This is a genomic window from Paenibacillus sp. QJM3NY_38 (assembly GCF_056173265.1).
The window spans coordinates 4,180,615-4,200,132 of sequence record NZ_CM149665.1; the positions used below are offsets into that span (position 1 = coordinate 4,180,615).

At 47.6% G+C, this 19,518-nt stretch carries 20 protein-coding genes; 4 read left to right on the forward strand and 16 right to left on the reverse strand.

Features of this window, described 5'->3' with window-relative positions; genetic code table 11:
* The first annotated feature begins 143 nt into the window (after positions 1-143).
* Together AC0VZ8_RS19170 and AC0VZ8_RS19175 are read left to right on the forward strand one after the other, a co-directional pair.
* Positions 144-1,016 (forward strand): LysR family transcriptional regulator, encoded by an 873-nt coding sequence (locus AC0VZ8_RS19170; protein ID WP_475484085.1) that lies wholly within the window; start codon positions 144-146, stop codon positions 1,014-1,016.
* 234 nt (positions 1,017-1,250) lie between these two features.
* Entirely contained in the window at positions 1,251-2,456 is a 1,206-nt protein-coding gene (locus AC0VZ8_RS19175; protein WP_475484086.1) for an MFS transporter, read from the forward strand.
* Between the two features lie 91 nt (positions 2,457-2,547).
* Here the strand turns inward: AC0VZ8_RS19175 and AC0VZ8_RS19180 are convergent, their stop codons facing one another.
* The 4 genes from AC0VZ8_RS19180 to AC0VZ8_RS19195 form a co-directional block, all read right to left on the reverse strand.
* Positions 2,548-2,784, reverse strand: a complete 237-nt coding sequence (locus AC0VZ8_RS19180) for a sigma factor (protein ID WP_475484087.1) — start codon at positions 2,782-2,784, stop codon at positions 2,548-2,550.
* Positions 2,785-2,934: 150 nt separating this feature from the next.
* Complete coding sequence (gene tnpA, locus AC0VZ8_RS19185; RefSeq protein ID WP_071223663.1) at positions 2,935-3,423, reverse strand: IS200/IS605 family transposase; 489 nt, start codon at positions 3,421-3,423, stop codon at positions 2,935-2,937.
* A gap of 183 nt (positions 3,424-3,606) precedes the next feature.
* A complete protein-coding gene (gene cysI, locus AC0VZ8_RS19190) occupies positions 3,607-5,331 on the reverse strand; it encodes an assimilatory sulfite reductase (NADPH) hemoprotein subunit (RefSeq protein WP_475484088.1) in 1,725 nt (574 codons plus the stop codon).
* Between the two features lie 36 nt (positions 5,332-5,367).
* Positions 5,368-7,206, reverse strand: a complete 1,839-nt coding sequence (locus AC0VZ8_RS19195; protein WP_475484089.1) for an assimilatory sulfite reductase (NADPH) flavoprotein subunit — start codon at positions 7,204-7,206, stop codon at positions 5,368-5,370.
* A 249-nt stretch (positions 7,207-7,455) separates the two neighbouring features.
* On the opposite strand from AC0VZ8_RS19195, the gene cdaS reads away from it, so the two are divergent.
* A complete protein-coding gene (gene cdaS / locus AC0VZ8_RS19200) occupies positions 7,456-8,073 on the forward strand; it encodes a sporulation-specific diadenylate cyclase CdaS (protein ID WP_194543242.1) in 618 nt (205 codons plus the stop codon).
* 160 nt (positions 8,074-8,233) lie between these two features.
* Here cdaS and bshB2 read toward each other — a convergent pair whose 3' ends face one another.
* From bshB2 to AC0VZ8_RS19245, 9 genes are all read right to left on the reverse strand, one after another.
* On the reverse strand, positions 8,234-8,890 hold the full coding sequence (bshB2, locus tag AC0VZ8_RS19205; RefSeq protein ID WP_475484090.1) for a bacillithiol biosynthesis deacetylase BshB2: 657 nt from the start codon (positions 8,888-8,890) through the stop codon (positions 8,234-8,236).
* A gap of 22 nt (positions 8,891-8,912) precedes the next feature.
* Positions 8,913-9,257, reverse strand: coding sequence for a YojF family protein (locus AC0VZ8_RS19210; protein ID WP_071218620.1), 345 nt, complete (start codon positions 9,255-9,257; stop codon positions 8,913-8,915).
* 102 nt (positions 9,258-9,359) lie between these two features.
* Complete coding sequence (locus AC0VZ8_RS19215; protein ID WP_194543243.1) at positions 9,360-9,851, reverse strand: 2-thiouracil desulfurase family protein; 492 nt, start codon at positions 9,849-9,851, stop codon at positions 9,360-9,362.
* Positions 9,852-9,985: 134 nt separating this feature from the next.
* Positions 9,986-10,780 carry a helix-turn-helix domain-containing protein gene (locus AC0VZ8_RS19220; RefSeq protein ID WP_475484091.1) on the reverse strand — a complete coding sequence of 265 codons (795 nt, stop codon included), beginning with the start codon at positions 10,778-10,780 and terminating at the stop codon, positions 9,986-9,988.
* A 188-nt stretch (positions 10,781-10,968) separates the two neighbouring features.
* Positions 10,969-12,057, reverse strand: a complete 1,089-nt coding sequence (locus tag AC0VZ8_RS19225) for a Gfo/Idh/MocA family protein (RefSeq protein ID WP_071218625.1) — start codon at positions 12,055-12,057, stop codon at positions 10,969-10,971.
* A gap of 14 nt (positions 12,058-12,071) precedes the next feature.
* Positions 12,072-13,019 carry an AraC family transcriptional regulator gene (locus AC0VZ8_RS19230; protein ID WP_475484092.1) on the reverse strand — a complete coding sequence of 316 codons (948 nt, stop codon included), beginning with the start codon at positions 13,017-13,019 and terminating at the stop codon, positions 12,072-12,074.
* A 30-nt stretch (positions 13,020-13,049) separates the two neighbouring features.
* Entirely contained in the window at positions 13,050-14,051 is a 1,002-nt protein-coding gene (locus AC0VZ8_RS19235) for a Gfo/Idh/MocA family protein (RefSeq protein WP_339294165.1), read from the reverse strand.
* Positions 14,052-14,209: 158 nt separating this feature from the next.
* The gene (locus AC0VZ8_RS19240; RefSeq protein WP_339294166.1) at positions 14,210-14,734 is read right to left on the reverse strand and encodes a YfiT family bacillithiol transferase; all 525 of its coding nucleotides are present in this window, start codon (positions 14,732-14,734) and stop codon (positions 14,210-14,212) included.
* A 60-nt stretch (positions 14,735-14,794) separates the two neighbouring features.
* Positions 14,795-15,775 carry an aldo/keto reductase gene (locus tag AC0VZ8_RS19245; RefSeq protein ID WP_339294167.1) on the reverse strand — a complete coding sequence of 327 codons (981 nt, stop codon included), beginning with the start codon at positions 15,773-15,775 and terminating at the stop codon, positions 14,795-14,797.
* A gap of 113 nt (positions 15,776-15,888) precedes the next feature.
* Between AC0VZ8_RS19245 and pdxR the strand changes: the two genes are divergently transcribed.
* On the forward strand, positions 15,889-17,316 hold the full coding sequence (pdxR, locus tag AC0VZ8_RS19250) for a MocR-like pyridoxine biosynthesis transcription factor PdxR (RefSeq protein ID WP_339294168.1): 1,428 nt from the start codon (positions 15,889-15,891) through the stop codon (positions 17,314-17,316).
* 116 nt (positions 17,317-17,432) lie between these two features.
* Here the strand turns inward: pdxR and AC0VZ8_RS19255 are convergent, their stop codons facing one another.
* The 3 genes from AC0VZ8_RS19255 to AC0VZ8_RS19265 form a co-directional block, all read right to left on the reverse strand.
* On the reverse strand, positions 17,433-18,341 hold the full coding sequence (locus AC0VZ8_RS19255) for a hypothetical protein (RefSeq protein ID WP_339294169.1): 909 nt from the start codon (positions 18,339-18,341) through the stop codon (positions 17,433-17,435).
* Positions 18,338-18,703 carry a glyoxalase superfamily protein gene (locus AC0VZ8_RS19260; RefSeq protein ID WP_194543251.1) on the reverse strand — a complete coding sequence of 122 codons (366 nt, stop codon included), beginning with the start codon at positions 18,701-18,703 and terminating at the stop codon, positions 18,338-18,340. The genes AC0VZ8_RS19255 and AC0VZ8_RS19260 overlap by 4 nt, the downstream gene beginning before the upstream one ends.
* 177 nt (positions 18,704-18,880) lie before the next feature.
* Positions 18,881-19,516, reverse strand: coding sequence for a DedA family protein (locus tag AC0VZ8_RS19265; protein WP_071218637.1), 636 nt, complete (start codon positions 19,514-19,516; stop codon positions 18,881-18,883).
* Between the last annotated feature and the right edge of the window lie 2 nt (positions 19,517-19,518).

Below are 19,518 nucleotides of genomic sequence, written 5' to 3' on the forward strand. Positions count from 1 at the left end.
CCCTATTACGTGTGTATACCGAGGTACACTTCTCATAAGGGATTGTTTTCCTTTCGTTTTTTATTTTATAATGGGTTCGAAATAAACAAAAATATATAATATGCTATATAGATCATATACTGGAGTATATAGGGGGATGAAGGATGGAACTTCTGCAGCTGCGTTATTTTCAAACCGTAGCCCGAACGGAACACATGACGAAAGCAGCTCAAGAGCTTCATATTGCACAGCCTGCTTTAAGCAAAACCATATCCAGGCTGGAAGCGGATGTCGGAGTTCCATTGTTTGATCGTCATGGCGGGAGAATCCGATTGAATACATTTGGGAAGCTCTATTTGGATAAAGTTGAACGTGCACTTCATTTGCTGGAGGAGGGCCAGAAAGAAATCAATGAACTTGCCGGACTTCAGCATGGCAGTATTCATCTGGCAACCTCAACCCTGGATCCGTTATCCGAACCGCTGAGTCAGTTTCTGGCGGAGCACCCTGACGTGAATTTTCAAATATCCCAGGTCGGGACGGATGACATGATGAAGATGATGGAAATGGGGCAGGTCGATTTATGCTTTACTTCGATGGCGATGGAGCAACCCCTGTTATCTCAAGTGACCGTGCTTCGCGAGGATGTGTATTTGGCTGTACCCCAAGGGCACAGGCTCGCTGACCGTACGTCCACTAACTTGGATGAATTGAAGGACGAAGCCTTTATCGGCTACAAGGAAGATTTTATATTCCAGCAAATGAACGATAAATTCTTTCAGGAGGCTGGAATTGCCCCCAGATATGTATGCCGGGTTGACGAACCTCCGGCTATTGCAAGTCTTGTTCGTGCCGGTCTAGGGGTTGCCCTCTTCGGATGTTCTCATGTCCAAGACGCCAAGCTTAAGCTGCTGCCCATTGCGAAGCCCGAATGCAAACGCCATTATCGGCTCATCTGGCACGAGAAGCACTATTTATCCTTAGCGGCTCGTCAGTTCCGTGATGACGTCATTCAGTACTTTTCGGAAAAATCGTAATACACAGCAAGATTCCAAACCATATACAATTTCGTCTATTGAAGGCACTTCCTGCTCATGAACAAATGCGGGAAGTGTTTTTTTGCGAGAGAAATGTAGATGGAACAAAAAAATGATTGATTATTTATAGACAAAATATTATTATGTCTATGTATAAAACAAGAAAATGCGAATTCGTCTGTTTTTACGCTATCTGATCTGTTAAGTACAGATCTCGAAAGGAGACTCTTTATTTTGCTTAACAACCCCTATGTTCGAACGATTGTCTTGTCACGCGTTCTCTTGAATCTTGGCATTTGGGTTCGTAACTTTGCCATTCTTCTATACGTTACCGACTTGACGGACAATAATCCTATGTATGTATCCCTCATATCCGTAGCCGAATTTGCGCCGATTTTCTTGTTTGCCTTCATCGGCGGTACTTTCGCGGACCGCTGGCGGCCTAAGCGTACCATGGTCAGTTCTGATGGTTTGTCTGCGATATCGGTATTTTTCGTGCTGATTGCCGTTCATAACGGATCGTGGCAAGCATTACTGGTACTTACGTTCTTCTCAGCCGTCCTGTCCCAATTCTCTCAGCCTTCAGCGATGAAGCTGTTTAAACAGCATGTCCCCGCTGAACAGCTGCAATCCGTGATGGCCATGTTTCAATCGATGGTTGCCTTCTTTACGGTGATCGGCCCGATCGCCGGTGCATTTGTATATCAAACGTTCGGCATTGAAGTATCGCTGGTCGCAACAGGTGCGTTATTCCTGGGTTCTGGATTAATTCTGACTTTGCTGCCCCGTGATATGCAGGAAGAGACACAATCCAAGCAGCAGAACCTGAAACAAGAACTTATCGAAGGCCTTCGCTATGTATGGAATAATCATACGCTCCGAACCCTTGCCGCGACCTTCGCCGCGGCTGGCTTGGCAGCGGGACTTATTCAGCCGCTCGCGATTTTTGTGACGATTGAGAACCTCGGTCGGGATAAGTCATTCTTGCAATGGCTGTTAACGGTCAATGGAGCGGCGATGCTCGTCGGAGGAGGCTTCGTCATGGCATTTGCCAAGAAAATTCCCCCTCAAACCTTACTAGCTCTCGGTCTGAGCGTTAGTGCGGTCGGGACCCTTGGCATTGGCTGGTCAACCAGCGTCATCTTTACAATGCTGCTTCTGGTGATTAACGGATTCTTTTATCCCACCATCCACATTGGAATCAACACCATGATCCTAAACAATACGGAAGGGCCATATATTGGTCGGGTCGGCGGCGCCCTAACCCCGATTTATATGGGAATGATGGTGCTGGGCATGTCGATCGGGGGATTGCTCAAAGACCAGCTGTCCCTGTTCGCCGTTTATGCGGCTAGCACACTCTTGTTCCTGACTGGTTCGGCGCTGCTGCTCCCATTGTTTAAAAAGAAAAAGAGCACGGCCGGCGTATTGGAGCAATGAACAGCAAAAAAGAGCCGCCTCACATTACAAGAGGCGGCTCGTACTCAGCTAGAGACCGTGTAGCAACTGGCGGTCATGTCGTCTTATTGTTTCAGGCTCGGATGATCCAGGCTTTGAATGCCTTCCCTTCTTTTAGCGTTGAACGCTTGACCCATGCTCTGCACGTCATCTCCTGAACCGCTTCCAGCGCATCATATCGGTTCCGCAAGTAACTGTAAGCTATATGGAACAGTGTTTCCTTGTGTTCCATAATGGCCTGGTAAAAATCGGTCTCATCATCCGTTTTCGTCAGTACCACCTTTTTCATCTCTGCTTGAGAGCCCATCATGATCTCCTAAAGTGCTATGAACAATCAAAACCACCCGTGTGAACGGGTGGTTTGCTCTGCGGCTGAAAGCCTTTGTTACTGGCCAGCCCTAAAGGGCATTGAATCGTTCGCCAACCGCACTACTTTTTCGGCTACCCCTTAAGGGGCCTTCTAGTTCTTCTTCTTTCGTTTGCTTCCTGTTTCTTCTCCTGTGAATGGATCTATATACTCTTCCAGCGTCATTTGCTCTGCAACCACGTCTTCTTGTAACTGATTTCGTATATACTCTTCAATCACTTTCTTGTTCCTTCCTACCGTGTCCACATAAAACCCTTTACACCAGAATTTTCGATTCCCATACTTATATTTTAAATTTGCATGGCGATCAAATATCATTAAGCTACTCTTCCCTTTTAAATACCCTATAAATGATGACACACTTATTTTCGGCGGTATACTTACCAGCATGTGTATATGATCTTTACATGCCTCTGCTTCTATAATTTCTACACCTTTTCTTTCACACAATTGTCTTAGTATTTTTCCTATATCTCTTTTCAATTTCCCATAGATCACTTGTCTTCTGTACTTTGGTGCAAACACTATGTGATACTTACAATTCCATTTTGTATGTGCTAAACTGTTCACATCAGATGCCATCTGATCTCCTCCTCGTGTTTTAAATTTGGTTGGCGAACCGAATTTATCTTAACACTTCGGAGGATTTTTTTTATACAACGCTTAAGCTATCCTGAACCATACGCATAGCGTATGGTTTTCTTTTTACAAAAAAACCGGAGCTCTTCTCAAGAAGAACTCCGATTTGTTGATAATTGAGTATCATTATGCGTGAAATTGTTGTCCGTCCAACACTTCCTTCACATAGCCGGCCCGGATCACAAAGTCACCGAAATGCTCGCCCTGCTCGCGTTCTTGTGCATATTGCTTCATGAGGGGACGAAGGGAATCCAAAATCTCGGCCTCTCCGATGTTTTCCTTATACAGCTTGTTCAGCCGGTGTCCGGAGAAACCGCCACCCAGGTACATGTTATATTTGCCAGGCGCCTTTCCGATAAATGCGATTTCAGCCAGCATCGGTCTGGCGCACCCATTCGGGCACCCGGTCATTCGAATGACGATATCCTCTTCGCGAAGTCCGTTCTCTTCCAGGATCACATCGATTTTATCCAATAACGTCGGCAGATATCGCTCGGATTCGGCCATAGCCAATCCACATGTCGGTAAAGCTACGCATGCCATGGAATTTCGTCTCAGGGCAGAATAATGATTACCGTCCGTAAGTCCGTAACGCTTGATGAGGTCTTCAATCTTTTTCTTCTTATGGCTGCTGACATTGGCGATGATCAGATTCTGATTGGCCGTCAGACGGAAGTCTCCATTATGGATTTGAGCGATTTCGCGCAGCCCTGTCATCAGCAGGTAATCGGATTCGTCTTTCACACGTCCGTTTTGGATGAACAGTGTAAAATGCCATTTGCCATTGCTGCCTTTAACCCAGCCGTAGCGGTCTCCGTTATGATCAAAATGATACGGTTTTGCCTCCTCCAGCTTCCAGCCCAGACGGCTGGTCAGCTCGTTGACAAACCAGTCGATACCGCGATCATCAATCGTATATTTGAAACGAGCATGCTTGCGCACCGCGCGGTCTCCGTAATCACGTTGAATCATTACCGTCTTCTCGGCCAAGTCAACGATCTGCTCGGGTTTGCAGAAACCAATGACTTTCGCCACTTGAGGATAGGTTAACGAATCACCATGCGTCATCCCCATGCCACCGCCTACCGAAACGTTAAAGCCTTTCAAATGTCCATCCTCAATGATGGCAATGAAGCCAAGATCTTGGGAAAATACATCAACATCATTGGATGGCGGCACGGCCATACCGATCTTAAATTTCCGCGGCAGGTACACCGGGCCATAGATCGGCTCCTGCTCCTCTCCCTCTTGCAGGCTGTCTACAATCTTCTCGCCGTCCAGCCAAATCTCATGATAAGCACGCGAGCGCGGATCGAGATGACTGCTAAGCATTCGTGCCCATTCGTATACCTCCGAATGAATTTCGGATTGATAGGGGTTCGGATTGCACATCACGTTACGGTTGACGTCGCCGCAAGCAGCCAATGTGCTAAGCATGGCTTCATTCACTTCTTGAATGGTGCTCTTCATATTCCACTTCAATACGCCATGAAGCTGAAAGGATTGGCGGGTGGTCAAACGAATCGTCCCGTTGGCGTACTTTTGGGCAACACGGTCCATCATCAGCCATTGCTCCGGAGTCACGACGCCGCCAGCGGCACGAACACGCAGCATGAACTGGTACGCGGGTTCCAGCTTTTGTTTATGTCGTTCGTTACGCAAATCCCGGTCATCCTGCATATAACTGCCGTGAAATTTCATCAGCCGGTTATCGTCTTCCGGAATCGACCCCGTTATGCGATCCTCTAAGGTCTCTACAAGACTGCCACGCAGATAGTTGCTTCGACGCTTGATGTCCTCAACATCACTATGCGGCGCACTATGGGGTGATACTAGATTATTATCAGACATGTTCCTTTTTCTCCTCTCGCAACCACAGGGGTGATCTTAATACACATCCCGCTGATAACGTTTCTGTTGCTGCATGAGCGTCAAATATTCCGCAGCTTCTTCCGGACTCATCCGGCCTTCTTGTTCGAGAATAGACCCCAACGCAGAATGCACATCATGAGCCATCTTCTTCTCATCGCCGCAGACATAGACGCAAGCTCCTTCTTGGAGCCACTGATATAAATCCTTGCTCTTCTCCAGCATGCGGTGCTGTACGTACACTTTTTTGTCCGTATCCCGCGAGAAAGCAACATCCATGCGCGTCAATACTCCATCCTTCAACCAACGCTGCCATTCAATCTGATAGAGGAAGTCCGTCGAGAAATGCTGATCTCCGTAGAACAACCAAGATTTCCCTTCTGCCCCCGTCTCTTCCCGTTCTCCCAGAAAGGCTCTGAAAGGTGCCACGCCTGTACCAGGTCCGATCATAATGATCGGGGTGTCCGGATTCTCGGGCAGCTTAAAGTTCGGGTTATGCTGAATGTATACCGGCAGCGTATCGCCCGCTTCCAGACGTTCCGCCAATTGCACGGAGCACACGCCGTAGCGGCGGCGGCCATGTGCTTCATAACGCACCGTTCGAACGGTAACATGAACTTCATCAGGGAAGGCTTTGGAGCTGCTGGCAATCGAGTACAATCGGGCAGGAATTTTGCGCAGTATGGATACAAAATCGCTTGCCGCCACTTGCTGCAGGCCATAATCCTGTATCAGATCAAGCAAATCCCGTTCCTCGATATAGGTGCGCAATTCTTGCTCATGACCTGGCTCCAGCAATGTCCGAAGTCCTTCATTCCCTGACATTTTAACCACTTGCTCGATCAGTGGTTTCGTGAGAACGGTAATTTCGTAGTGACGGAGCAAGGCATCCCGAAGAGCTCGCGCTTCACCTTGTTTATTAATAACGACCACTTCATCCGCATTCCATCCCATTGTTGCGATGAGATCATCCACCAACTGCGGATGATTTTCCGGATAGACTCCTAAGCTGTCGCCCGGCTCATACTGCAAATTAGATCCTTCAAGAGAAATTTCGATATGACGAGTTTCACGGTCGGATCCTCTTCCGTTCAAATTTAGGTTCTCGAGGATTTCCGCTTGAAATGGATTGCTTCTCGAAAATTCCGATTCCGTACTATCGCTCAGGGCTACCGCACTCCCATTCTCGACAACGGATGATCCCGCTCCAGCCTCATTCAACGATAGAAGAACCTGATTCATCCATTCTGCAGCCGACTCATCAAAGTCCACATCGCAATCGACTCTTGGCGTCAGCCGCTTGCCGCCCAATTCCTCGAGTCGTTTGTCGAAATCTTTACCCGTTTGGCAGAAAAATTCATACGAGGTATCCCCCAGCGCCAGTACGGAATATTGAAGATGGTCTACCTGAGGTGCCCGCTTGCTGTGCAGAAATTCATAGAATGGTATAGCATTATCCGGCGGCTCTCCCTCTCCATGCGTACTGACGATTATCAGGAGATTCTGCAGCTTCTTCAGGTTATTGGGTTTAAAATCGCTCATAGAAGACATCGTGACCTGCAGGCCAACCTCTTCGAGCTTCTTGGATAGCTTTTTCGATAATCCATGACCATTGCCTGTCTGTGATCCGTACAGGACTGTGACTTCTTTAGTTGCCGTCGCCACCGGTGCCGATACAGCAGCTAACGTGTTCGCTTGTGGTGCTGCCGCAACTGCTGCTGCGGCTTCCGTTCCCTGTAACGCAGCGATGAATCCGCTGAGCCAGGTCCGCTGGGATTCCGTCAGTGTAGGCAGTAGGCGGTTCAGCAGTTCCACCTGCTCCTGATTAAAAGGACTGTTCATTACTTGAAGTTCCAACAATATCCACCTCTCAAAAGCGCACATTATTAATTCCTACTATTACGATACAATTAATTTTATTACTCCTCTGAACCTATCACAGCTTACCTGAACCGGTCAATTACAATGTTCTTATAGCATTTATCAGTTTTACTAATAAATCGATTTTCCGGGCTTTACTACAAGCGAAACCCGACCCTGTTTACGATAGAGAATATCGATATCTCCGAATGGCAATGATACCAATCATAAGGAGGAAGATTTCGGATGTTAAATCATGATTGCAATTTTACGCCGCTGAAAAACAAATTGAAGGAACAGCTCACAGATATCACAAGACAATTACAGCATATCATTCTCAATTTGGACCAGGACAGTTCATGTCTGCTGGGAGAGCTGGATCATGTCAGAACAAAATTTTTAGAAGCCGAATCGATTTCTTCTACGTATTATCTCAATTGTTTTCTCTTCCCCTTCACCAGCAAATATCAAGAAATCGCGAAATCCATATATCATCTCAGTCAAAAAAAACGGGGTGCGCTCATTGTGATTCAACGGGAAGATGGGCTTGATTCGTTAATGACGCCAGGGATTCCCTTGTCTGCAGAAATCACAAGTCCCTTGCTTGAATCCATATTCGTTCCAGACAGCCCACTGCACGATGGAGCCGTGCTTGTACGCAAAGAGATGATTATTTCCGCCGCGAACGTGTTGCCTTTAACAGCCAAAACGTATGGGGATCGTAAGCTCGGCACGCGTCACCGTGCAGCCATTGGCTTGTCCGAGATCAGCGATGCCTTGGTCCTCGTTGTATCGGAGGAGACGGGCAAGACCTCCTTCTGCATGAAGGGCACCCTCTATCCTTTATCCATCAGCAGCCCCTAATATCTAATGCTTAATCGTAGAGCCTCCTAGATAGCAAATGAAGTGAAATCTTCCCTGAAGGCTGTCATCTTCAAACAAAGCACTCGATTCCAAACCATGCAAAAGAGCCGCAGATGCTGATTCTGCGGCTCTTTTTATGGATCATCCCATGGTGGGGATTTTATGCAAATGTATAGGTCCAGAAACGTTCCGTACCGAAGCGCTGCTCCACTTCCTTGGCCTTCATCTGTTTCTTGCCCAGCAGCTCTGCTGCCTGGAATTGAGAGCGATGGGCTTGAATGGAGTTCAGCTTCTGTACCATGAACATGGATACATCTTGATAAACATCCGGTTTACCCAATTCTTGCTCACAATTGTTGGAGAATGCCAGACATTGAACGACAGGTCTATCTCCTGCCGGCATCCGCTGAATCGTGCGGATTACGGCCGCGCCCGTTGCGTCATGGTCAGGGTGGACGCTATATCCAGGGTAAAACGTGAACACCAGCGATGGCTTGATCTCCTGAAGCAGCGAGGCAGTCACGCTATCCAGCTTATTTTGATCCTCGAACTCAATCGTTTTATCATGGAAACCAAGCAATCTCAAATCCTGTATGCCTATAGCTTTGCAGGATTCCTCCAGCTCTGCTTTGCGAATGGTTGGAAGGGTGATACGGTTCGCAAACGGTGGAATGCCCATATTACGGCCCATCTCTCCAAGCGTTAAGCAGGCATAGGTAACATGAGCGCCTTCCATAATATATTTAGCCAGCGTACCGGACAAACCAAATGCTTCATCATCCGGGTGCGGCAATACGACCAGTATGTTTTGCTCCATCAATTCTCGTCTCCTCTCTCTATTAAAAAGGCTCCCGGCTCAACTGCAAAGCGACAACCAGTTTGCCCTGACTGTCATGACCTGCCATAATCAGCCGATCGGTATCCGTCTGTTCGAAATGGGTGAGTCCTTCGGTATATACCCAGCCCTGACTCATTTTCAATCCAACCCGATAGGGTCCATTGCCGGATATCGAACCGTGGCTGTAACGAATGATTGCATTCGTAATAAAGTTAGCCGCGGGATGCTTCGTGCTGTCATAATGGGCAGCATAAGCGCCTGTCGTCATCTCAAGATGAATATATAAATCCTGGTCCTTCAATTTATCAATCATTTGTTGAACTTCGGTTTGATTTATGAGTTCCATAGTTCCCTCCAATATAAAGAATCACAACATGCAAGCAGTCGATAGGATCATTCTATCATAATTTTAGAGCAGGACGAAAATACATAAACCAAGACGCATGATTTATCTCGCAGTAAAAAGCGTGGCGTATTCCGGTTGTACTGCATATGCATTAAGCTCATGCTCCGAAATAACCGTATAGCCTTCCTTGCGCAGCAGAGCCGTTGTCACGCCATAACCGGCTGTTTTCTCATTGGCAAATTCTCCATTATAAATCATGGAGCTTCCGCAGGAAGGACTGCTCTCTTTCAATACGATCAGCAAAGCTCCGAGCTCTTGCGCCATTCGAAGCGTTTGGTATGCACCTTTTATATACATCTCGGTCACGTCTTTCCCGGATAGCTCAACCACTCTAGCATGCCCTGCCAATACATCATCTCCGTTTCCTCCAACGATCTCCGCCGGCTCCCGTGGAGTTGAGAATCCGCCAAGCAGTTCGGGACATACGGCCACGGCTTTCTTTGCTTCAACCAGCTGCTGAATATTCGTATCCAGGCTGTCCGTAGCGTTATAACGAACCTTCAAACCGGCTAAACATGAGCTTACAACAATCACAAAGGCCACCTCAAATCTCTCGTTCTTACCTTTTTACTACCTACTACTGTCTAAGCCGTTTGCACATATTTTAGTATCAGGAATCGGAACTCAAATGTCAACGAAATGCATAGGGTACCGATCATATCCCTCATCTAACGCATCATGGGAGCAACCCTTTTGAGGAAGTGATTCATTAATAATGGCAAAGAAATCAATATCGGCGGATCATCCAGCCGGGGAACATGCAAAGTTACATGAAGATGCGGAGTCTTAGCGTTTGGGGTAACGATAATAGGTTCCTTCGAACGTGTACGCAGTGTGGTAGACTTTGGAAGCAAAAAATCGACCGCCTGCATGCCCCATGGTACCGAAGTAGCCATCAGATAATACGTTCCGGGACTGACGTCGCCGAACCGAAACGAGCCGACGGAAGATAACAAAGTTCCGTATAACGGAAGCCCTTCGGGAATCGGCTTGGCAAACAGCCCGATCAAGATCACGCCCTGAAATGGAGCCATTGCCTCTATCGTGCCTTCTACTGTCAGATTGGGATTCTCGACCGGTATGGAGTCACGCCAGCTGTTCAGTTTCTGCAGGGATGACAAATGCTCGTCCGCCTCTTCCTTCGAGTTTCGAAACTGGGAAGGGGTCACGCCTACTCTTCCCGTGAAGCGTGTCGTAAATGTGCCCAGACTCTGCTGACCGATCTCCATGGCGATATCCCGGATACTCAGATGTGTATGTAATAGCAAATCCTTCGCCTTCTCCAAACGAAGCGAGGACACGTAATATAATGGTGGCAGTCCGATTCGATCCTTAAATATACGTGAAAAATGATATGGGCTGTATCCTATGTAATTCGCCAGTGTTGATAACGGAAGGGGCTCATAAATATTGTTGTGAATATACGCGATTACCTCATCGATTTCAGCATATCGATCAGTCATCAGGTCTGCACCATCCTTCATTCCGGATATTATGTATGGGGCCATTCCAAAACGTTCGAGGAACAATTGTTCGCATTCATACTATCATATCCATCTAAAAAATGGAAGCTTTATATGTTAAATATATCACCTCGCATGTATAATCATGCACATAAAAAAGCCGCGCTGCAAGCGCGGCTTTCTCACTATCAATCCAAGTCCGGAATATGAATCTCAACCTCTTTTTTGCTCTGGGAAGAACGCAAAATACCGTCCAGAATCGCTTGATTCCGAAGCACCTGCTCTCCCGGGATCGGCGCCGGCTTGCCTTCACGCACAGCGCTTACGAAATCCTTGATTTTCTCCTGGAATACGTTAAGCTCATGATGGACCAGCGGTATGGCGCTCTCGGTATGATGACCTTGGATATCATGGAACATGGAGATTGATCCTACCTTCCCGTCCCACACACCGCTCCAAGGGCCTGAACCTGCCGGGGTAATCTTCATGCCCGCATCCGTGCCCAGGAACATCGTCGCCCCCAGGGTATCCATATGCATAGCCCATGACGTTTTGAAGTTAAGCACAAGGTCTCCTTCGAATCGAATCATCGCTACGCCGAAATCCTCAACATTAAACGCACTGGATTCGGAGTGGTATTTGGGATTTGTTCCAAAATAATTCGATGTATACGCGGATACCGTTAACGGCTTGGGATATCCAAGCGCGTTCAGGGCCATGTCCAAGGAATAACAGCCAATGTCCGCCATGGCGCCTGCCCCTGAAATCTCCTGCCGGACAAACGTTCCACCCGGCATTCCACGGCGGCGGCCGCCTCCGGTTTCCACATAATACACTTTTCCTAGCTCGCCCTTTTGAATCAGATTCTTAATGATGCCCATATTCGGATCATAACGCGGCTGGAAGCCGACGTTGAGCATATTTCCGGTTTTTTTCGAAATCTGAACCATCTCGATGGCTTCATCCAACGTGACCGACATCGGTTTCTCGAGCATTACGTGTTTGCCCGCTGACAGCGCATCAACCGTGGTGCTATAATGCGCAACGTTTGGCGTACAGATGCTCACGCCATCCAGGTCGAGATCCAACAATCTGCGGTGATCATCAAATCCGATCGCTCCCTGAAGCCCCCAGCGCTCAATAAATTGATCGGCTCTGCCGGGTAAAATATCAGCTACAGCGACAATCTGCACATCGTCGATTTGTTTATAGTATTTTGCATGCTCCCCCGCAATGCCGCCGCTTCCAATAATTCCAATTCGAATGGTTTTGCTCATGGCTGATACTCCCCCTACAATTTCACATTCATTGCCCGATATGTTGATGGCGTATATCCATATCTCTTTCGAAATACGGTATGCAAATAACTTCCGCTTGAGAAGCCTTCGTGCATTGCGATTTTATCAATCGACCAATTGGTATCGATCAGCTTCCTGCATACGGCTTCAAGGCGGACATGCTCCAGTATTTCGCTGAAGGACTGCCCTTCCGCTTGCTCCTTGAATATTCGCTGCAGCTGTCTTGAGCTGATATGCAGCTTCTCCGCGACGTCATCCAATACAACCTCTCCCGAAGAGTTCGCATGAATATACTCCAGTGCCAATTGATAGCGGTAAGCCTTCATATCCCGTGAAGGCAGTTCCGCTTCCGATGGCTCGGATTCATATGCGCGTACAGCGCGCAGCAGTATCTGAATAATGCACTGTTTAATCGTTGTATACAGACCCGAATACTTCTCTTGAGAAGCCTGATAAGCCTCAAGGAAATAAGGCATCGCACGATGGATATCCATCGTTGGCTTCAGCGGTAATCCTCTCAGCTTCTCCATACAGTCATCGGCTTCCGCCATTTCCCATGGATCCGAAGGAGGCAGTGCCGGACTCTCATGATCGGACACCTCATCGCGCGGAATAATGTCCACGTGCAGACATAATTCATCCATCGGCTCCGCTGCATCCGCCTCCTGATAATGAAGCACATTCGGACCTGTTAGATAAAACATGCCTTCCCGCAGCGCATAAGGCTCTTCTTCCATAATAACGCTCCCCTTGCCGCGGGGTATGAAATGAAATTCATACTCCGCATGCTTATGGAAAGAGACAATCTTTCCTGGCGGAAAGGTGGTGAGATGAAACCGAAGAACACGGATTTCATAACGTCCCCAATAAACTCTCAGGTCAAGTCGCTCCAAGGCATCCTGCCGATCTTTCATCAATTCGTATGGAAAATGGTTATTCATCCTGATGCATCATCCCTGTATCTTATGCTCTTATGCTTGCAGTTCATCCAAACGAATGGCGCGATGCTCATTGGCCGAACGGTTGGAGGCTTCCATCAGTTTGGTTAATTCAACCGCATATGCGATATTTTCCTCTGCAATGGTATCTTCTTGAATATGGGAAATCCATTGCTCAAATGCACTTGCACGATTCGCAGGCACCGGCAGCTCTACCCAGGCATCCTTGTACTCTTCTTTTTTCGTTGAACGAATCAGAAGTTTGTCGTCAGGCGTTCCGTACAGAATCGTTCCGTCCGTACCATGAATTTCAATTGTAAATGGCGAGAAGTTGTTTACAAATCCGGCTTCAACCACACCGACAGCTCCCGTAGCCGTAGAAAGCGTAGCAACGGCGTTGTCTTCCACCTCTTTACCCGTGATGTATCCGAAATTCGCATGGACATCAACCGCTTCTTCACCGAGGAACAAGCGTGTCAAATACATCGGATGGCATCCCAGATCGATTAATGCGCCTCCACGGCACTCCTCCAGGCTGTAGAAATGCTCAGGCAGCCAACCGGCAGTCGCGCCATTATGAGACAAGCGTACACGAACGAGTGTTACGGTGCCAAGCAGCTCTTGCTGCAATACCTCGCGGATCGCCAAGGTATAGCCGTCATTCAGCCGCGGTAGCGATACCGTTAATTTGACCTGGTGCTCATTCACGGCATTGATGATATCGTTGACCTCTTGCAGGGTGGCCGCAATTACTTTTTCCGTGAATATGTGTTTGCCTGCCGCCGCAGCTTTCAACATGACTTCTCTGTGCATGGATGTCGGAGCATCCACGATCACGGCATCGATATCGTCACTTTGCAGCATGTCGTCCAGGGACTCATAAAAAGGTACGCCTTGCTTCTCTGCAGCTTCTCTTCCGCGCCCCGGGTTCTCATCCCATACCGCTACGATTTGAGCATCCGGATGCTCCTGCGCTTGTTTCGTATAATCCCACGCGTGTACATGCCAATAACTAATTTTTCCGATTCTAATCATTCTCGTCACCTCAGTATCTAATATTAAGACATCATGCCATTAATCTATCACACGAACCGCCCGATTCACAGTGTAAAATTGCGACAATCAAGTTAGATATCACGACATGATGGCAAACAAAAACTCCGCCAGTTGACGGAGCAGAATCATCTGAAAACTCACAGTATCAAGCGTTCTCTTGCAGTTGTGATATGTGCAGTATGATGTTTACCGTGCCAGGCGTACATGCCCGTTGCGTATTCCAGGCTCGTTTTTCGCTGGTTCTCGGGGTGATAGAACGTTCTGAGATAGTCCTCGGTATTCATGATGTTTAATAAAGCGACCCATCTGGCGTGTATGCCATCAATCAAAACGAGTGAAGCATCAACATCCGCCGTCATTGAATCCTCAAGGGCTGCCCACTTCTGCTCGTCATAAGGCTTAACCGTTGGGTTGTCTTCCGTCAAAGCAAGTTTGAACCGGATATAGCTGTTCATATGACTGTCGGCCAGATGGTGAACGACCTGTCGGATGCTCCAGCCTCCATCTCGATATGATAAATCCAGCTGTTCCTGGCTTAGCCCCTGCACGGCAGCCCTCAGTTTCTCCGGCAGGCTCTTAATCTCTTCAATCCAGAGCTCCCTCTGTTCAGGCGTCGATGGCCCTTCCCATTCAAATTGTCCTATCGGGTATCTCAAGTCCATGTTCCCTCACTCCTTGACCATCATTTTTTGAATCATTCGTATAGTAATGATAATAGCATTTTACAACGAGCCCATTATATCTTCAATTTCGTTTATTTGACCGTCCGATAGTGGTCCGAAAAGAGCGGCCCCAGTCAATTCCTCCACTTGCTTCCTCGTTTTAAAACCCGGAATCGGGATCGCGACGTGGCTTCTCCCCCAAATCCATGCCAGCGCCCCTTGCACCAAAGTCCGATCTTCACTGGTTAAAATCTCTCGAACCGCCTCAAGTTTAGCCAGAAACGATGGTACCGGTTTACCATCCTTGAAATAGGAAACCCAATCGTGACCGCTCCCCCTTACATCTTGATCACTGAACCTGGAGTCATGGTTGAATTTCCCGCTTAAGAGCCCCATAGCCAAAGGTGTATTATTGATGCTTGCTAAACCGTAACGCTCACAGAGGGCAAGCATCTCCTTGTCGTCACTGAGAACATTCAGCACATGTTGAATTGCCGCGGCTTCCGATTTTCGAGCAAACCATTCTGCATTGGCCACATCCCATGTACTCCAGCCATATGTTCGGATCAGCCCATCTTGACGAAGACCGTTCAAGGTATCAATCACCGACTCCACCTCGCCAAGACTTAATCCGCCTACATGAATTTGATAGACATCGATATAATCAGTGTCCAGGCGTTGAAGTGATCGCTCGCAAGCGCTGCGGACATAATCCGCTGAAACATTGTGACGAGTGAAAACCTCCTTTGTTGACTCATCATACGTAAAACCGAATTTGGTGGCAATCACCGCTTCCTGCCGCCTTCCCTTTAACGCTTGGCCCAGGACCCGTTCACTATGGCCCGTTCCGTATACATCTGCAGTATCAAAAAAGTTAACGCCCCGTTCCAACGCAGCGTGAATCCCCGCTATGGATTCGCGTTCATTCACCTCTCCCCATCCATCCGCCAAGCCGTCCAATGTAAATTTCCCGCCTATGGCCCAGCAGCCCAGACCGAGCGGACTTACCGATATTTGCGATCTGCCTAACATTCGTTTCATTGTTATATTTCCTCCCTTTTCGAATCAGTTCGTCATCATTATAATAAGGAGAATGGTCTCTGATGAGATCCAATGATAAGGAATTTGGAGGAACCAATTAGAGGAGGGATACGGTGTACGGCATTCAGATCGACCGTGAATCTAAACTGACGGTAACCCGTCAGATATGTCAGCAGTTGCGAAGGATCATCGAATCGGGACAACTGACAGCCGGAACTCGTCTGCTTCCTACGCGCGTTCTGGCAAAAGAATGGGGGATTGCGCGCAATGTCGTCATTGAGGTATATGAGCAGCTGACGGCTGAAGGATATCTGGAGGGGCGTGTAGGCTCCGGCACCTATGTAGCGGAAGGTATCATCCCCGTTCCCAATCCGCGTACCGCTCCCTCTTCGAGCAAGCAGCCGTTCCAGAGGCAGACAACCACTCAGCATGAACACGTCATTGATTTTGCCACGGGCGTTCCCGATCGGAACATGTTTCCACGACACATCTGGGCCAAGTATTTGAAAGCAGCCTCTGAATCTTCCGAATATGAAGACCATGATTACGGTCACATCAAAGGGGATTCGACGCTGCGCTCTGCCATCTGCGACTATGTATTCCGGGCTAAAGGCATCCAATGCTCACCCGAACAAATTGTGATTGTGTCCGGTGCCACTGAAGGGTTCCTTCTCCTTGCCAAATCGTTATCTTCCAAGTTTCATTCCATCTATATCGAAGACCCGACAATCGATATTACCCGGGATATTTTTCAGACGATGAACTATAATCTTGTTCCGGTCGAGGTTGATCATAGCGGAATGCGCGTCGACGCCTTGTCGAGTATCGCTCCAGGTCATCTGGTTTTATTAACGCCATCACATCAGTTTCCAACCGGCAGCGTATTATCCATTCAGCGGAGACATCAGATCATAGGGATGCTGGAGGAAGCCGACTCTTTCGCTATCGAGGATGACTATGACAGCGAGTTCCGGCTTCGAGGGATCCCTGTGCCTCCTCTACAGACGCTGTCACCTTCAAGGGTTATCTATGTAGGAACATTCAGCAAAACGCTGTCGCCCAGCCTTCGGATCGGATTTATGATTGTACCACCGAGTCTAACCGATACCATTGCCGAAATGAAAGATAAATTGAATTTACATACTCCGTACATCATTCAAAAAGCATTAAGCCAATTCATGTTGGATGGGTATCTGGAACGGCATATCCATACGATGAAGAAAATGTACAAGAAACGGCGCAATGTCATGACGGAGCAGCTTCAGCACTTATTCGGAGCAGATATTTCCGTTCTCGGCGATGATGCGGGAATGCATCTACAGATTATTTTCCATCCACAGCCCTACGCCCTTCTTCCATGGAATGACACGGCTTCTTACGGGTTCCGTGTTGAGCCTGTATCGAATTACAGAATCTCATCCTCTAGCCCCCTGCGTACAACCGGTATCGTGTTAGGATATGGAAACCTGTCATCCGAAGAAATCGAGGAAGGATTACGCCGACTTTACTTGTTTGCTTCCTCTTGCAAGATACTCACTTGAATATTTGACATGATATGGATTTTAGATGGATTCATGCTTTCAACAACTATATTAAAAAAATGGCTCGTCCGCTGTATGGGAACCGAGCCATTTCTGTTTTATCCAGGGATTCGATGTCAAACTCCCTCAATCCGTTCAAAATTACGCAGCGTCCGAAGTGCATTCCATGTCAGAACGCCCTTCCATTCCTCCTTGGCCAACGGCCATACCTCTTCGTACTGGTACCAGCTCCAATTGGGCTCCCAGGCACCATCTTCCCCTTGATTCCCTATAAGCTCATCCAGTTCCAGCGGAAGAAGCTCGCGGTATTTGGCAAAATAGGGCGAATCCGGCGAATCCATAATACTGAGGGGCGTTGCTCCGTATCCCTCGCGGCTGCCAGGATCCCTGCTTATGCAATGATCCATGAAGACCTCAAGTGTTTCTCCGATCTCGGACGCCTGTTCTGTTGACAATCTTTCGTTCAAACGCAAATAACAAAACAATTCATGCATTTCATGAAGATCGCTGGATTGTTTCAGGTAGTTCACAGCATAATCAATCCTTGATTCCAAAAACTCCAAAGGGTATAACTCCCGCTCGTCGATAAAATAGGCGATAATATCCGCATTCGGATTTCCCCAATGATCTTTGAAGGCACCATACTGCCACCATATCGCCCTTGGAGACTGCTCGGCTTCCTTAGGGATGATATCCCACCCTGACCGTTCTGGCACATAGGAATGCTCGAGATACTTTAAAGCGGATATTACCCGTTCGTTCCGCTCCGGATGATCTGGATTCAAGCGAAGAATCTCCAGCGCTCTGGTTGTTGCCAGAGCAGATGACTCTCTGCACCGAAGATCAGGCTCAAGTCCATGACCATATCCACCGTCCTCATTCTGATAGCTATCCAACTCAGTCAACACGTCCGTAAACGACTCGTTCTCGAAATCATACCGGAACAATGACCGTTCAAGATCCCTGGCCCGGTGCAGCATATATTGCCTGGCTTGTTCAAATCGCATCCTGTTTAGCTTCTTCACTTGGGTTCCAACTCCTCGTAGAAAGTGATTCGGTTGCCGAATGGATCTGTGACACATAGCTCTTTGCTGTTCCATGGCGCAATCTCTATCCCGGGTCTGGAATACGGATAGTTCTGGTTTAACAGCTGTTCGTGAAACCCCTCAATCCCCGCCATCTCCACGCGAATAGCTGCTCCCGGGGAACAGTCACCGTAATGCTCCGTCAAATGAATCGTTACCGATTCCTTTGATATTTGCATGTAAAGCGGTGCCGTTTCATCAAAGCGGTGTTCCCAATCCAAAGTAAAACCAAGATAGTGAATATAGAATTCCCTTGCCTTCGGTTCATCAAACACTCTGAATAAAGGTATGACTTTGCTCATGGTCTGCCCCTAACTACACCCGTATTTTTTCTAACTCGTTATGTATGCGCTGCCGTTGACTTATTTAGAATATATCATAAATTCCGCCAGGCTCGTCCTAAATCTAAAAACCCAGCACAGATCCATGCATCCACATTGCTGGGCCATCTTTTTCAAGTATTCATTTTAATTATATCATTATTCATTCCTGGTCACTTTGGCCAACTTCTTGGCCTTCTCGCGTTTTATACGACTCCACACCAGCAAAACGACAAATGAACTGGCCAGGCAAATGAAGATCACTTTCAAATAATGCTCCACCACGTTCAGAATGTACTGCCACTGCTCGCCGAATATAAAACCAATGCTGAAAAAAGCCAATACCCATGCAGCCACGCCCGTATATCCATACAGCCACACCGTCCGATAGGGAACCCGAATCATGCCGATAAAATACCCGATAAACTGCCTGACCCCGGGTATGAAAAAACAAATAATGAGCAGCTTATTTCCATATTTGTTGTAATAGGCCTGCGTCTTCTCTACAAGGGACGGCTTGATAAATAGCCATTTTCCATATCGCTCGATAAGCGGCATCCCGAGTTTGTATCCCAGGATATAGGTAATGGTTAACCCCATGGCCGCTCCCATAAAAGCAGATCCAACTGCAGGTACCATATCGATAATTCCTTTATAGGTTAAAAAACCGGTATAGGTCAATGTGCTGTTTCCAGGAGGAATTGGAAGAGCAATAAAATCAAGGGGGAGCCCAATCAATAACACTAGATAACCATATTGTTCAAATAACTGCTCAACCAATTCAAACAAATTCATGG

What these genes read in the sequence shown, in the direction of transcription:
- AC0VZ8_RS19170 (WP_475484085.1), top strand. Translation starts at nt 144, where the DNA reads ATGGAACTTCTGCAGCTGCGTTATTTTCAAACCGTAGCCCGAACGGAA.
- AC0VZ8_RS19180 (WP_475484087.1), bottom strand. Translation starts at nt 2,784, where the DNA reads ATGATGGGCTCTCAAGCAGAGATGAAAAAGGTGGTACTGACGAAAACG.
- tnpA (WP_071223663.1), bottom strand. Translation starts at nt 3,423, where the DNA reads ATGGCATCTGATGTGAACAGTTTAGCACATACAAAATGGAATTGTAAG.
- cysI (WP_475484088.1), bottom strand. Translation starts at nt 5,331, where the DNA reads ATGTCTGATAATAATCTAGTATCACCCCATAGTGCGCCGCATAGTGAT.
- cdaS (WP_194543242.1), top strand. Translation starts at nt 7,456, where the DNA reads ATGTTAAATCATGATTGCAATTTTACGCCGCTGAAAAACAAATTGAAG.
- bshB2 (WP_475484090.1), bottom strand. Translation starts at nt 8,890, where the DNA reads ATGGAGCAAAACATACTGGTCGTATTGCCGCACCCGGATGATGAAGCA.
- AC0VZ8_RS19210 (WP_071218620.1), bottom strand. Translation starts at nt 9,257, where the DNA reads ATGGAACTCATAAATCAAACCGAAGTTCAACAAATGATTGATAAATTG.
- AC0VZ8_RS19220 (WP_475484091.1), bottom strand. Translation starts at nt 10,780, where the DNA reads ATGACTGATCGATATGCTGAAATCGATGAGGTAATCGCGTATATTCAC.
- AC0VZ8_RS19225 (WP_071218625.1), bottom strand. Translation starts at nt 12,057, where the DNA reads ATGAGCAAAACCATTCGAATTGGAATTATTGGAAGCGGCGGCATTGCG.
- AC0VZ8_RS19230 (WP_475484092.1), bottom strand. Translation starts at nt 13,019, where the DNA reads ATGAATAACCATTTTCCATACGAATTGATGAAAGATCGGCAGGATGCC.
- AC0VZ8_RS19235 (WP_339294165.1), bottom strand. Translation starts at nt 14,051, where the DNA reads ATGATTAGAATCGGAAAAATTAGTTATTGGCATGTACACGCGTGGGAT.
- AC0VZ8_RS19240 (WP_339294166.1), bottom strand. Translation starts at nt 14,734, where the DNA reads ATGGACTTGAGATACCCGATAGGACAATTTGAATGGGAAGGGCCATCG.
- AC0VZ8_RS19245 (WP_339294167.1), bottom strand. Translation starts at nt 15,775, where the DNA reads ATGAAACGAATGTTAGGCAGATCGCAAATATCGGTAAGTCCGCTCGGT.
- AC0VZ8_RS19260 (WP_194543251.1), bottom strand. Translation starts at nt 18,703, where the DNA reads ATGAGCAAAGTCATACCTTTATTCAGAGTGTTTGATGAACCGAAGGCA.
- AC0VZ8_RS19265 (WP_071218637.1), bottom strand. Translation starts at nt 19,516, where the DNA reads ATGAATTTGTTTGAATTGGTTGAGCAGTTATTTGAACAATATGGTTAT.